At 72.4% G+C, this 12,456-nt stretch carries 14 protein-coding genes and 5 tRNA genes; 9 read left to right on the top strand and 10 right to left on the bottom strand.

The window, feature by feature from the left end; translation table 11 throughout:
* Positions 1 to 41 precede the first annotated feature (41 nt).
* The gene (locus IE277_RS12190) at positions 42 to 530 is read right to left on the bottom strand and encodes a TIGR02611 family protein (RefSeq protein WP_189951475.1); all 489 of its coding nucleotides are present in this window, start codon (positions 528 to 530) and stop codon (positions 42 to 44) included.
* Positions 531 to 721: 191 nt separating this feature from the next.
* Between IE277_RS12190 and IE277_RS12185 the strand changes: the two genes are divergently transcribed.
* The gene (locus IE277_RS12185) at positions 722 to 1,135 is read left to right on the top strand and encodes an SsgA family sporulation/cell division regulator (RefSeq protein WP_004002642.1); all 414 of its coding nucleotides are present in this window, start codon (positions 722 to 724) and stop codon (positions 1,133 to 1,135) included.
* A gap of 319 nt (positions 1,136 to 1,454) precedes the next feature.
* Positions 1,455 to 2,015 carry a CGNR zinc finger domain-containing protein gene (locus IE277_RS12180; protein WP_189951473.1) on the top strand — a complete coding sequence of 187 codons (561 nt, stop codon included), beginning with the start codon at positions 1,455 to 1,457 and terminating at the stop codon, positions 2,013 to 2,015.
* Positions 2,016 to 2,175: 160 nt separating this feature from the next.
* On the opposite strand, the gene IE277_RS12175 is transcribed toward IE277_RS12180, so the two are convergent.
* Positions 2,176 to 2,328, bottom strand: a complete 153-nt coding sequence (locus IE277_RS12175; protein ID WP_167361970.1) for a hypothetical protein — start codon at positions 2,326 to 2,328, stop codon at positions 2,176 to 2,178.
* Positions 2,329 to 2,526: 198 nt separating this feature from the next.
* The gene (locus IE277_RS12170; RefSeq protein WP_189951471.1) at positions 2,527 to 2,982 is read right to left on the bottom strand and encodes a hypothetical protein; all 456 of its coding nucleotides are present in this window, start codon (positions 2,980 to 2,982) and stop codon (positions 2,527 to 2,529) included.
* Positions 2,983 to 3,275: 293 nt separating this feature from the next.
* Between IE277_RS12170 and IE277_RS12165 the strand changes: the two genes are divergently transcribed.
* Positions 3,276 to 3,800 (top strand): DsbA family protein, encoded by a 525-nt coding sequence (locus tag IE277_RS12165; RefSeq protein WP_189951469.1) that lies wholly within the window; start codon positions 3,276 to 3,278, stop codon positions 3,798 to 3,800.
* A gap of 18 nt (positions 3,801 to 3,818) precedes the next feature.
* On the opposite strand, the gene IE277_RS12160 is transcribed toward IE277_RS12165, so the two are convergent.
* The 3 genes from IE277_RS12160 to IE277_RS12150 all read right to left on the bottom strand — a co-directional run bounded on the left by IE277_RS12160 (position 3,819) and on the right by IE277_RS12150 (position 6,631).
* Complete coding sequence (locus IE277_RS12160) at positions 3,819 to 4,646, bottom strand: GNAT family N-acetyltransferase (protein ID WP_189951467.1); 828 nt, start codon at positions 4,644 to 4,646, stop codon at positions 3,819 to 3,821.
* A 111-nt stretch (positions 4,647 to 4,757) separates the two neighbouring features.
* Positions 4,758 to 5,579 carry an aminotransferase class IV gene (locus tag IE277_RS12155; protein WP_189951465.1) on the bottom strand — a complete coding sequence of 274 codons (822 nt, stop codon included), beginning with the start codon at positions 5,577 to 5,579 and terminating at the stop codon, positions 4,758 to 4,760.
* Complete coding sequence (locus IE277_RS12150; protein WP_189951463.1) at positions 5,576 to 6,631, bottom strand: chorismate-binding protein; 1,056 nt, start codon at positions 6,629 to 6,631, stop codon at positions 5,576 to 5,578. The genes IE277_RS12155 and IE277_RS12150 overlap by 4 nt, the downstream gene beginning before the upstream one ends.
* A gap of 177 nt (positions 6,632 to 6,808) precedes the next feature.
* Between IE277_RS12150 and IE277_RS12145 the strand changes: the two genes are divergently transcribed.
* The 5 genes from IE277_RS12145 (at position 6,809) to IE277_RS12125 (ending at position 7,286) form a co-directional block, all read left to right on the top strand.
* A tRNA-Gly gene (locus tag IE277_RS12145) sits at positions 6,809 to 6,881 on the top strand.
* Positions 6,882 to 6,919: 38 nt separating this feature from the next.
* Positions 6,920 to 6,993 (top strand) — tRNA-Cys (locus IE277_RS12140).
* A gap of 1 nt (position 6,994) precedes the next feature.
* Positions 6,995 to 7,066: transfer RNA gene (locus IE277_RS12135), tRNA-Val, on the top strand.
* Positions 7,067 to 7,113: 47 nt separating this feature from the next.
* Positions 7,114 to 7,185: transfer RNA gene (locus IE277_RS12130), tRNA-Val, on the top strand.
* Between the two features lie 29 nt (positions 7,186 to 7,214).
* Positions 7,215 to 7,286 (top strand) — tRNA-Val (locus IE277_RS12125).
* A 63-nt stretch (positions 7,287 to 7,349) separates the two neighbouring features.
* Here IE277_RS12125 and IE277_RS12120 read toward each other — a convergent pair.
* The 3 genes from IE277_RS12120 to IE277_RS12110 form a co-directional block, all read right to left on the bottom strand.
* Positions 7,350 to 7,661 carry a TFIIB-type zinc ribbon-containing protein gene (locus IE277_RS12120; RefSeq protein ID WP_189951461.1) on the bottom strand — a complete coding sequence of 104 codons (312 nt, stop codon included), beginning with the start codon at positions 7,659 to 7,661 and terminating at the stop codon, positions 7,350 to 7,352.
* 80 nt (positions 7,662 to 7,741) lie between these two features.
* Entirely contained in the window at positions 7,742 to 8,689 is a 948-nt protein-coding gene (locus IE277_RS12115; protein ID WP_189951459.1) for a phosphotransferase family protein, read from the bottom strand.
* A gap of 344 nt (positions 8,690 to 9,033) precedes the next feature.
* Positions 9,034 to 9,210, bottom strand: coding sequence for a hypothetical protein (locus IE277_RS12110; RefSeq protein ID WP_023552040.1), 177 nt, complete (start codon positions 9,208 to 9,210; stop codon positions 9,034 to 9,036).
* A 743-nt stretch (positions 9,211 to 9,953) separates the two neighbouring features.
* Here IE277_RS12110 and IE277_RS12105 point away from each other — a divergent pair.
* Entirely contained in the window at positions 9,954 to 11,510 is a 1,557-nt protein-coding gene (locus IE277_RS12105) for a serine/threonine-protein kinase (protein WP_229881256.1), read from the top strand.
* 79 nt (positions 11,511 to 11,589) lie between these two features.
* Here IE277_RS12105 and IE277_RS12100 read toward each other — a convergent pair whose 3' ends face one another.
* Positions 11,590 to 12,408 carry a TrmH family RNA methyltransferase gene (locus IE277_RS12100; RefSeq protein WP_189951455.1) on the bottom strand — a complete coding sequence of 273 codons (819 nt, stop codon included), beginning with the start codon at positions 12,406 to 12,408 and terminating at the stop codon, positions 11,590 to 11,592.
* Positions 12,409 to 12,456: the final 48 nt, after the last annotated feature.

The raw sequence follows: 12,456 nt of genomic DNA, 5'->3' as shown, positions 1-12,456 counted from the left end.
CAGAGGCCGGGGCCGCGGGACGGCCGGGCGGCGGAGCCGGATCACTGATCCTTGATCTTCCACGGCATGACGAGGCCGAACTTCGACAGGTAGATACCGGCCAGCGCGCCCACGACCGCCAGCCCGATCACGGTCAGTGTGATGTTGCGGCGGCGCACCTTGGGGTCGAGGGCCCGCTGGGCCGCCTCGGTGACCTTGCGCTTGGTCCAGCGGAGCACGAGCTGCGCCCAGACGAACTCGGTCGCCCAGATCGCCATGCCGCCGAAGATCACCACCCAGCCGGGACCCGGCAGCGGCAGCATGACGATGCCCACGCCGACGACCGCCAGACCGACCACGAAGACGCCGACCTGCCAGCTCAGATGCAGCAGCCGACGGGCCTTGATGAAGTTCGGCGCACGGGAGCCGAGCCCCGCGCTGTCCCCGGCCCCGGCCCCGATCCTGCCCTCGGACCCGGCCTCCCGCCGGTCCGTCCTCGCCTTGTCCGGTGCCACGGCGACCTCGCCCGGATCGTCACTCCCCGTATTCATACAGACAAACCCTACCGGAGTGAATCCAGTCACCGGAATGGTCGTAGATCTCGTACGAGTTCTCGGCCGGAAGAGTTACGTAAAGACACGCAAAACCCTCAGAGGGGTTTACAACGGCATCGTAGGTGGCATGTCGATTTCGCCGACGTGCGAATCCCCGAGCGCACACTGAGCGAAAGGCCCTGGCGCTTATGAACACCACGGTCAGCTGCGAGCTGCACCTGCGCCTCGTTGTGTCGAGCGAGTCCTCCCTGCCTGTCCCCGCAGGCCTGCGGTACGACACGGCCGACCCCTACGCCGTGCACGCCACCTTCCACACCGGAGCCGAGGAGACCGTCGAGTGGGTGTTCGCCCGCGACCTCCTCGCCGAGGGGCTGCACCGGCCCACCGGCACCGGCGACGTCCGTGTCTGGCCGTCGCGTAGCCACGGTCAGGGCGTCGTATGCATCGCCCTCAGCTCTCCGGAGGGAGAGGCACTGCTCGAGGCCCCGGCGCGGGCCCTGGAGTCCTTCCTGAAGCGAACCGACGCCGCCGTGCCGCCCGGCACGGAACACCGGCATTTCGATCTGGATCAGGAGCTGTCGCACATCCTGGCGGAGAGCTAGGTCGCGCCCCCCGAAAGCAGCCCGGCGCCGTCCACTCGGGGAGACGGCTCGGGCCAGGACAACCGCATACGGCACAGCCGGGCGCCGTCACCGTGCACGTCTCACGGGACGGCGCCGAGCTGTGCGCGCCCGGCTCCGCCGTGCAGGCAGGTCCCGTGGCGTCCCGTGGCGGCTGCCGCGCGGCGGGAACCGACGCGGGCGCCCCGGCGTTCTACCGGCAATCGGTGTCGGGCGGACCACGATGCCGCGGCCGGGGTTGTCGCTACCATCGGCCAGCATCGGCGGGCGCCTGCCCGACCCTCAGGCCAGGGAGCGAAACGTGCTGATCACCCACGACACCCGGTGCGCGCTCGACACCGTGGTGGATCTGGTGAACACCGCGCCGGAGGACGACGCGGCGGCCGACGGACTGCCCGACCTCCCGGCTCTCGCGGATTTCGTACGAAACCACGAGATCAGTGATGTCGGTGTGCTGTCGGAGTTCGATCTCTCGGCGGTGCGCAGGGTCCGGGGGCGCTTCGCGGCGATCTTCGCCGCCCCGGACGCCCGCGGCGCCGCCGGGCTGATCAATGAGCTGGTCGCCGCGGCGGGCACCACACCGCGACTGACGGACCACGACGGCTATGACTGGCATGTCCACTACTTCGCGCCCGGCGCCTCGGTGGCCGACCATCTCGCCGCCGACTGCGGGATGGCGCTGGCCTTCTTCGTGGTCGCCGGAGAGCAGGAGCGGCTGCGCCGCTGTGAGGCACCGGACTGCCGGCGCGCCTTCGTCGACCTCTCCCGCAACCGCTCGCGCCGCTACTGCGACAGCCGCACCTGCGGCAACCGGCTGCATGTGGCCGCCTACCGGGCCCGGCGCAAGGAAGCGACGGGCTGACCGGCACCGGGCGGGCCAGGCGGCGATCGCGCACTCCGGGACTACGGGGGTGCGGTGCGGACCCAGTGGGTTCGGGGGCCCGGCGCTCGCCCGGGGGTGCGTGCGGAGGAGGCGGGCGACGTCGGTCCCGGCGGGTGACGCCGGGACGGACGTGTACGGCTCACAGCAACAGCAGGTCGTGCAGCGCAGCCATGAGGAGCAGACACCCGATCACCGCAAGGAAGATCATCAGCGGTGGCTGGGATAGGGCGAAGAGGCACCCGCGCGGCTCGTCCTTCGGCGGCGCGGCCTCGCTCTCGGTCGTGTCCAGCATCTCGCGCAGATCATGACGCAGGACCGGCCCCGTACGCGATCAACACACCAGCGATATGCGGGAGTTGCCGTATATCGCGCCGTCTCGTCCGACTTGCTTCGGGTTGTGAACGGTTCCGGACATGCGCGCGACCCACTGTGTCGTTTCGGTCCGGGTGGGTCGTCGAGGCCGTGGGGCCCTCGCGCCGCTATGCGTTCGTCATATGCCGTGCTTCTTGAGGATGGCCTCGATGTCGCTGAAGTCCTCGCCGGAGCCGGAGCCGGAGCCGGTGGCGCGCGGGGCGCTGGCGGGCCCGGCCGCGGGTCGTTTCCCGGCGCCCAGGGAGGGTGCGGAGGCCCGTGGGGCCACGGCCCCGGTCTGCTCGCCACCGGCCGCTCCGCGCTCTGCGCGGGTGCCGCCGCGCCGGCGTTCGACCGCGCGGGTGCCCGCGAACAGGAGCCAGGCCGCGCCGAGCACCCCGAATCCCGCCCAGGCGGTGGGGCTGAAGGCGGTGTCCGCGAGCCAGCCGACGACGCCGGTCATCACGAGGCCGACCGGCACCAGCGAGTAGGCCGCGATGCGGGTCGCCGCGAGGAAACGCTTGCGGTAGGCCGTGACCACCGCGATCCCCAGGCCCGCCGCGGACACGGCGGAGCAGACGGTCTCGGCAATCATCCGGTCCTCCTGGCGGGCTCGGGCGGGTGGCAGGCACTGCTCGGCGGACGCGGCGCGCCGGCACGACACACCGCCTCCGTCCCCTCCATCCTGCACCGCCTCGCCCTTCCGATGCCATGCCCGAGCGGGACATCAGGGACATCTCCGGGTCGTCTCCTCCTGGGGTCCCGGAGCTACTGGAGTCCCGGAGCTACAGGGGTCCCGGAGCTACAGGGGTCCCGACGCGAGGCCGGGGGCGGCCGTCGTACCGTCCCGATTGGGTCACCCGCGTCCCGCCTGGAAGACTGGCCGGCATGAGCGACTCCTCCCCCGCGCGCACCGACGCCCTCGTCCTCGATGTCTGGTGCGAACTGCAGTGCCCCGACTGCCGCACCTGCCTGGACGACCTCCGCGCGCTGCGCGCCCGCTACGGCGACCGGCTGGAACTGCGGCTGCGGCACTTCCCGCTGGAGAAGCACAAGCACGCCTTCGCCGCCGCCCAGGCCGCCGAGGAGGCGCTGGAGCAGGGCAACGGCTGGCCGTACGTGGAGGCCGTACTGGAGCGGGTCGAGGAGCTGGACCGTAAGGGGGAACCCTTCCTGGTCGAGGTGGCCCGTGAACTGGGCCTGGACGCCGAGGAGTTCGACACCGCGCTGATCGACGGACGGCACATCCTGATCGTGGACGCCGACCAGGCCGAGGGCAAGGCGATCGGCGTGACCGGCACGCCGACGTACGTCATCGGCGGCGAACGCCTCGACGGCGGCAAGAGCCAGGAGGGTCTGCGCGAGCGCATCGAGGAGATCGCGGACCGGCTGCTGGGCGGCGGGCAGGCGTAGCCCCAAGGCCGCCAGGTCCTACAGGAGGGGCTTGGAGAGGGAGTGCTCGGTGGTCTCGTAACCGAGGGACTCGTACAGCCGCTCGGCCGGGGTGTTGCCCGCGTGCACATTGAGGCCGAGGACCGGCCGGCCGGCCTCGATCGCCTGGCGCTCCGCCAGCAGCATGAGCGTGCGGCCGTGGCCCCTGCCGCGCCGGGCCACCTCGGTCTGGACGTCGAACACGAAGGCCTCCCCGGGGTCCCGCAGGCTCAGCCACAGCGTGCCCGCCCTGGCCCCTTCGTGCTCCAGGACGCTGAACAGCATGCCGTCGGTCGTGAGCCCGTGCGGCAGCAGCTTCTCGTGGTCGCTGTGAGCCTTCGCGTACGCCGCGGCTTCGGGGACCCCCCGCTCGATCCACATGCGTGCGTAGTCGTCGAACTCGTGCTCGTACCAGGCGTCGAACTCGGCTCCCGTCATGGGCCGTGCGCTGCTGCCCGGCGGCAGCGCGGGCGGGGTGGTGCCGAGGCGTTTCTCCATACCGCGGTTGCGCAGGGTGTACCCCAGGGCGCCGAAGAGCCGCAGGGCGCCGTCCGCCGAGGCGGGGACGACGGTGTCGATCTGGGTACAGCCCCAGCTCCGCGCCACCTCCTCCGCGGCGAGCGCGGCCACCGTGCCGCGGCCGCGGCGCCGGTCGGGCTCGGCGATCCGCAGGTCGTCGACGCAGGCCACCGCCTCGCCGAAGGACGGCGAGGTACCGAGGCGGATCTCGCCGACGGGACGGCTGTTGACACACACCTGGTAGCGGCGCGAACGGGTGCCGTCGGGGTTCCGCTGGAGCGGCTCGAGCGGCCGCAGGGTCGTGGTCATCACTGGTGTTCTACCCGCGGCCGACCACCCAGTCAGCCCATTTTCCCGAGCGGTGGGCACGGCCGGCGGCCCGGGCACGGCCCGGGGGCCCGGGCCGGCCCCAGGCCCGGCTCAGGGGTCCAGGTCCTGCCCTGACCGCTCGTCGAAGACGCGCATGGCCTTGGCGGTGACCGGGCCCGGGGCGCCGGACAGCTCGCGGTCGTCGACCCGGTGCACGGCCTGGACGTCCCGCAGGGTCGAGGTGAGGAAGACCTCGTCGGCCCGGCTCAGGACGTCCAGGGGCAGGTCGGTCTCCTTGGCGCCCGTCCACTCGACGGCCAGCGCGCGGGTGATGCCGGGGAGGCAGCCGGAGGCGACGGGCGGGGTGTGGATCTCGCCGTCCAGGACGACGAAGACGTTCGACCCGGTGCCCTCGCACAGCGCTCCGACGGTGTTGCCGAACAGCGCCTCGGAGGCCCCGTGTTCATGGGCGCGGGCCAGGGCGACGACGTTCTCGGCGTACGAGGTGGTCTTCAGGCCGGTGAGGGCGCCGCGCTCGTTGCGGGTCCACGGGACGGTGATCACGGCGGTGGTGTCGGGGCGCCGGGCGGTCGGGCCGACGGCGACGACGAGGGTCGGGCCGTGCTCGCCGCGGTCGGAGCCGAGCGGGCCGTGGCCCCCGGTGTAGGTGATCCGCAGCCGGCCGAGCGGCATCGGGTTCGCCTCCAGGACCGCCGCGCAGGCCTCGCGGACCTCGGCGTGGTCGGGGTCGGGCAGCCCGAGGCCACGGGCGGACCGGGTGAGCCGGTCCAGATGCCGGGTGAGGGCGAAGGTCGTGCCGTCGACCGCCTTCACCGTCTCGAAGATGCCGTCGCCCACGGTCAGCCCGTGATCGAACACGGAGACCCGGGCGGACTCCAGGTCGCGCAGCTCGCCGTCCAGCCAGATCCTCATGCGATCAACCCTCCGCTCGCCTCGTACACTCCCGACGCTATCGCGAGCAGCCGGGAGGCCTTCAGCTCGGTCTCCCGCCACTCCCCCTCGGGGTCCGATCCCCAGGTGATGCCGGCGCCGGCGCCGAAACGCAGGACGCCCTCGGCACGGTCGATCCAGAAGGTGCGGATGCCCACGGCCAGCTCACCGACGCCGCGGTCGGCGTCGACCCAGCCGATGCCGCCGCAGTACGGCCCGCGCGGGGCCGGCTCCAGCGCCTCGATGATCCGCAGGGCGCTCGACTTCGGCGCGCCGGTCACCGAGCCGGGCGGAAAGGCGGCCGCGAGCAGCTCCGGCCAGCCGGCCCCGTCCCGCAGCTCGCCGCGGACCGTGGAGACCAGGTGGACCAGGCCCGGATGCTTCTCGACGGCGCACAGATCGGGGACGGTCACGCTGCCGGTCGTACTGACACGCCCGATGTCGTTGCGGACCAGGTCGACGATCATCACGTTCTCGGCGTAGTCCTTCTCCAGGAGGTCCGCCTCCGTGCGCCCGGTGCCCTTGATCGGACCCGACTCCACGATCCGGCCGCGTCGGCGCAGGAACAGTTCGGGTGAGGCGGTGGCGATCTCCACTCCGTGCTGCGGCAGCCGGATCGTCCCGGCGTACGGCGCCGGGTTGCCGCGGGCCAGCAGCGCGGTCAGGGCGTCCACGTCGGCGTCCGGGGCGACCGGGGCGCTGAGCACCCGGCAGAGGTTGGCCTGGTAGACCTCGCCGGCCGCGATGTGCTCGCGGATCCGGCGGACGCCCGCCGTGTACGCGGCCCGGTCCAGGGAGGACGTCCAGTCCCGCGCCGTCGGGCCCCGCCAGCCGCCCGGCACCGGCGCGGGCACGGGCTCCTCGCGTACGTCGGCGAAGCGGGCGCAGGTCAGCCGCCCCTCGAAGTCCGCGCAGACGGCCCAGAAGCCCGTGGAGTCCAGGGCGGCGGGGTCGCTGGTGACATCGAGGAGACGGGTGGCGACACGGTCGCCGAAGCGGGCCAGAGCAGGGAACGGGGGCGGGTGCTGGAACACGTGGACGAGTCTAGGCGGGTGTCCGAAAGGTGGCGCCGGGATGACCCCGAGGGGCCCCCGGCCCCGTCCCGTGCCGGACACGGCGCAGCACGCTGCGCAAACGCGTTTTTGTGCTGGCCCGGGAATCCGCTAGAGTTCAACACGTCGCCGGGACGCGGAAGCGGACCGAAACGATAGGCGGACGTAGCTCAGTTGGTAGAGCGCAACCTTGCCAAGGTTGAGGTCGCGAGTTCGAGCCTCGTCGTCCGCTCGAAGGAAGAAGGGGTCATCCTGATCCCCTACACTCCTGGTGGAGTGGCCGAGAGGCGAGGCAACGGCCTGCAAAGCCGTCTACACGGGTTCAAATCCCGTCTCCACCTCCAAGGACGATTAGCTCAGCGGGAGAGCGCTTCCCTGACACGGAAGAGGTCACTGGTTCAATCCCAGTATCGTCCACTGGATCTTCTCGCAAGATCCCCGGGGCTTCTCGAAGATCCCCACCCGCGCGATTAGCTCAGCGGGAGAGCGCTTCCCTGACACGGAAGAGGTCACTGGTTCAATCCCAGTATCGCGCACTGACCGTGACTCCCGAGTCACAGTCCGCGGACGATTAGCTCAGCGGGAGAGCGCTTCCCTGACACGGAAGAGGTCACTGGTTCAATCCCAGTATCGTCCACACATCAAAGAGCCCCCGGCCGTCTTGTACGGCCGGGGGCTTCTTCGTGTGCTCGGCTCACACTCAGCTGGAGAAGAGCATGTGCGCCCAGCTCTTGTGACCGTGGTGGCCATGGTGGCCGTGCTGGTCGTAGTGCCCGTGGCCGCCGTGGTGACCACCGTGCGGGGCGCCCCAGGCGGGCGCGGGCGGGGCCGGGTACGGCTGCGGGGCGGGCGGGACCGGCGGGACGGACTTGGACCACTGAGCCTCCAGCTGGGTCAGTGCCTCCAGCTCGCCGTAGTCGAGGAAGATGCCGCGGCAGCCGCTGCACTGCTCGATCTGGACGCCATTGCGGTTGTAGGTGTGCATCGGCGCATGGCACTTCGGACACTGCATGCTCGGCTCAACTCCTCGCCGGTCGGTACTGCTTCGCGTTTCCCCAGGACAGACTCCGTCCGGTCCTGAACGGTTGCAGTTTAGTCCGTGCGTTCGAGCGCCAACTGGTGTGGAATCGGGGCCATTCGGGCACATGCGTCGATGAGCAGTTGGTGCACCTCGTCCAGCCGGCGGCCGGCCGCGAGCGCCTTGGCGAGGGCGAGTGCGGCCGTCTGCACGGTCAGCGCGCGGGCCGGGACGTCCAGGGCCGGCCAGGGGTCGCCGGTCGCGGGGACGGCCGGGCCGCCGGCCCGCTGGTACGCGCCGAGGAAACGGGTCCAGTCCCCGGGCGGGAGGAGACCGCAGGCGTACCAGGCGGCGGGGCGGGCGAGGTCCCAGGCCGGGACGCCGGTTCCCAGGTCGTCTACGTCGATCAGCCGCCAGGGGCCGTCCGGTGCGGGGTGCCGGACGAGCTGGCCGAGGTGCAGGTCGCCGTGGCAGAGGGCGGGTGTGCCGGGCATCGGGGCCTTTGCACGGGCCCAGGCGGGCAGCCCGGCCCAGGCCGTGAGGACGGGGCCGGCCGCCGGATGGGGCTCGTTCCGCAGGGCCGTGCGCAGCCGGGCGATGGCACGGGCGGCCTTGGCGGGGCCGCGCATCGGGGGCAGACCGTCGAGCGGGGACGCACGGTGCAGGTGGGCGAGGAGGGTTCCGGTGGCCTCCCAGGGGGCGGCGTCCGGGGCGTCGGGGTCCACGGGGGCGCCGTACGGCCAGAAGGTCACCAGGCGGTCCTGCAGCGGGGTGGGCGCCGGGGCGAGCGGGGGCAGGAGGACGTCCGGGAGGCGGGCGGCCATGACCAGGCGGCGGCTCAACTCGGCGGGGTCCGTGTCCGGGGCATGGGCCTTCGCGACGGTGTCGGCGTGCCGTACGACGGTGGCGTCGGGGCGGTCGGCGAGCGGGGCGGGACCGGCGGCGCAGGCACAGGCGGCTCCGCCGTCGTCCGGGTGGACAGCGGCTCTCACCTTCGCGGTGAGCGCGGGGAGGAGGGTCAACGGGAGCCTCTGCGGTCACGGGGGGGGGGCTGGAGGCCCGGGGAGGGTCGGTCCAGGGTCAGGGGGGTGAGCGTACGACGGTTTCGTGGCGGAGGTGTCGTGGCGAGGTGCCGTGACGGAGGTGCCGTGGCAGAGGTGTCGCGTCCCAGGGCGCACCGCAGCCGAGCTCGCACATGATTCGCCCCGCAGATGATGTCGTCCCGCAGACGCCCCGCAAACGGCGCATGCCGGCGCAGCTCCCCAGCTGCGCCGGCATTTGTGCCGTCCGCCGTACCCCCGTCCCCACGGGGTTTCATGGACCGATGTCCCCACCCGGACCGCTCTTCCGGGCCTGGGGTCGCCGCTCAGCGCCCCAGCATCGCACCCACGGACGACGCTTGTGTGGCCACCGTCTCCCAGCCGTCGAAGACGAGCAGGAGCAGGGCCGCCAGGGGAAGGGCCATGAGCGTCGCCACCAAGGGGTGGCGACGGCCCGTCCGGCGGGGTGCGAACGTGGTGCGTCGCGGTGCCGTGTGGGCCATGGTCCCTCTCCTGACCGTGTCGGTTGTCCTCTGCAGCGGCGGGTGTCTGACCTCGGGGGACGAGTGCTGCACCCGCCGCTTGACCTCAAATCTAGGCGCGGGGCGGGCTGCGGACGTCATGCCTTCGTACCGATTGCCGGGCCTCCCGGAGGATGAGCCATGACCTGGGAAGTACTCCCCTGGGTGGAGAAGCGGGTCGGGGCCTCGGGGTCTTCCCGGAGATGGCGTCCGCTGTGTCCGTCATGTCCGACGCATTCGGGGAACCCGCGGCCGTTCATGTCCGACACATCCGGGGGCCGCGTACGGGGCTCCACACGTGATCATGTCCCACACATAGGAGCACCTCGTCGGAGCACCTCGCCCAGGAGCACCTCGTCCCGGTCGTCACGGCAGCCCCCGATGGGCCGGGAGTAGTGACTTCGATCACTCGTCCCGGGGGTGGGACGTACGCTGTGACCGGTTCACGGTCGGTCCTGTGTGCGGGTCACCCGGCGGCCCCGGCCGCCCGTCCGGCACATGGACACCCCGGCCGCGCCTCTCCTGTCACTCCCTCAACATCCTTGTCCCCATGATCGGTTGAGGACATCCGGGGTCCAATGCCCCACAAGCCGCCGTCTTCCTGACCGTGTTTCACGGCCCGAGGGGCACCGGCACAATCCGTCCGGCCCGGAGGGCGCGGCCTCTGCGCGCCAGCGGCCGTGGAAACGTAAGCTGTGCCACGTCACAGGGACCGGGCAGCGGGGATGAACATGGCGATGATGCGCCTGAGGCGCGAGGACCCGCGCGTCGTCGGCTCGTTCAGGCTTCACCGACGGCTCGGCGCGGGCGGCATGGGTGTGGTCTACCTCGGCTCCGACAAGAAGGGGCAGCGGGTCGCGCTGAAGGTGATCCGGCCCGATCTGGCGGAGGATCAGGAGTTCCGGTCCCGGTTCGCCCGTGAGGTCTCGGCGGCCCGGCGGATCAGGGGCGGGTGCACGGCCCGGCTGGTCGCCGCGGACCTGGAGGCCGAGCGGCCCTGGTTCGCCACGCAGTATGTGCCCGGCCCCTCCCTGCACGACAAGGTCGCCGACGAGGGCCCGCTCGGCGCGGCCGACACCGCGGCGATCGGCGCGGCGCTCTCCGAGGGCCTGGTCGCCGTGCACGAGGCGGGAGTGGTCCACCGGGACCTGAAGCCCTCCAACATCCTGCTGTCCCCGAAGGGGCCGCGGATCATCGACTTCGGTATCGCCTGGTCCACCGGCGCCTCCACGCTCACCCACGTCGGCACGGCGGTCGGCTCCCCCGGCTTCCTGGCGCCCGAGCAGGTACGGGGCGCGGCCGTCACCCCGGCGACGGACGTCTTCTCCCTCGGTGCGACCCTCGCGTACGCCTCCACCGGCGACTCGCCCTTCGGGCACGGAAGTTCCGAGGTCATGCTGTACCGGGTGGTGCACGAGGAGCCGCAGCTGCACGGTGTGCCGGACGCGCTCGCCCCGCTGCTGCGGGCCTGTCTGGCGAAAGACCCCGACGAACGGCCCAGCACGCTGCAGCTGTCGCTGCGGCTGAAGGAGATCGCCACCCGGGAGGCGCAGGGCCTGGCCGACGTACGGGCGCCCGCGCCGCGCGCCGCGGAGGCGGACCGGCCCACCGGGCGGCTCGTCGACACCTACCCCGAGCCGCAGCGCACCCAGCGCCGCACCTCCCCGGGCACGCAGGTGCCGCGCGCCGGGGCTCCCTCCCGTGGTGCCGCGCCGGCGCGCGGTGCAGCGCCTTCGCGGGGCGGCGGCGTCTCGCGCACCGGCGGTACGGGCGCCCCCGCACGGCAGGGCTCGACCCGCCCGGCTCCGCCGGCCCAGCGCGGCGGCGGAGCGCGGTCGGGCACGGGGAACCGTCCGGCCGCGCGTGGCGGGTCCGGACGGCCCGCGCCGCGTACGACGGGCACCGGGCGGCGGCCGGCCAACCCCCGGCTGCTGCGTCAGCGGCTGTTCGTGTTCGTGGTCGTGACGCTGCTCGTGGCGCTCGGCATCGCGGTGGCGCAGGGCTGCCAGGGCCCCGCACGCGGGCTCGGCGACGACATCGGAGGCAATCCGAAGCGCGCCCAGGAGGGTTACCCGTCGGCGGACACCGATCCGTCGGCACAGACCGAACCGACGGCCGGCACCGGACCGTCGGCGCAGACCGAACCGACGCCCGGCCCCGACCAGCCGTCGAGCATCGACCCACGACTTGCCGACGGATACTTCCCGCCGTCGCCCCACGGGCACGTGCCGCCGCTGCCCGGTGCGCAGAACTCGACGGGGAACAGGGACTTCGGGAGGTGACCGGCGGCCCGGCGGCCGCTCGGGCGCCGGGCGCCAGGCGTTCCCCGGACGTGACCGGCGGGAAGGCCGGTCGGGCAGGTCAGGACTCCGGGCGGCCGGTGGCCACCGCGTAGAAGGCGACCGCCGCGGCCGCGCCCACATTGAGCGAGTCGACGCCGTGGGCCATCGGGATGCGGACCCATTCGTCGGCGGCGACCAGGGCCTGCGTGGACAGTCCGTCGCCCTCGGCACCGAGCATCAGGGCGACCCGGTCCATCGTGTGCGGGGCGGCCTCGTCGAGCGAGCGGGCCTTCTCGTCCGGGGTGAGCGCGAGCAGGGTGAAGCCGGCCTCGCGGACCGACTCCAGCCCCTTCGGCCAGGTCTCCAGACGGGCGTACGGCACCGAGAACACCGCGCCCATGGACACCTTGACGCTACGGCGGTACAGCGGATCGGCGCAGTCGGGCGACAGCAGGACCGCGTCCATGCCGAGGGCGGCCGCCGAGCGGAAGATCGCGCCGATGTTGGTGTGGTCGTTGACCGACTCCATGACCACGACCCGGCGCGCGGAGCGCAGCAGTTCGCCGGCCGTGGGCAGCGGCCTGCGCTGCATGGAGGCGAGCGCGCCGCGGTGCACGTGATATCCGGTGACCTGCTCGGCGAGGTCGGGGGTCACGGCGTAGACCGGGGCGGGCAGCTCGTCGATGACATCGCGCATGACGTCGATCCACTTGGCCGAGAGCAGCATGGAGCGCATCTCGTAGCCCGCTTCCTTGGCCCTGCGGATGACCTTCTCGCCCTCGGCGATGAACAGGCCTTCGGCGGGCTCGCGCTTGCGGCGCAGCTCGACGTCGGTCAGGCCCGTGTAGTCACGCAGACGCGGGTCGTCGGGATCCTCGACGGTGATGAGATCGGCCACAGGGTGATACTGCCTTGTCCTGGGTGTGGTGCCAACGGTTGGGAACGG

Source organism: Streptomyces alanosinicus (genome assembly GCF_014650595.1).
GTDB classification, from domain to species: Bacteria; Actinomycetota; Actinomycetes; order Streptomycetales; family Streptomycetaceae; genus Streptomyces; species Streptomyces alanosinicus.
The sequence above is the reverse complement of the archived record's forward strand: the minus strand, read 5'-3'. Positions and strand labels throughout refer to the sequence as shown.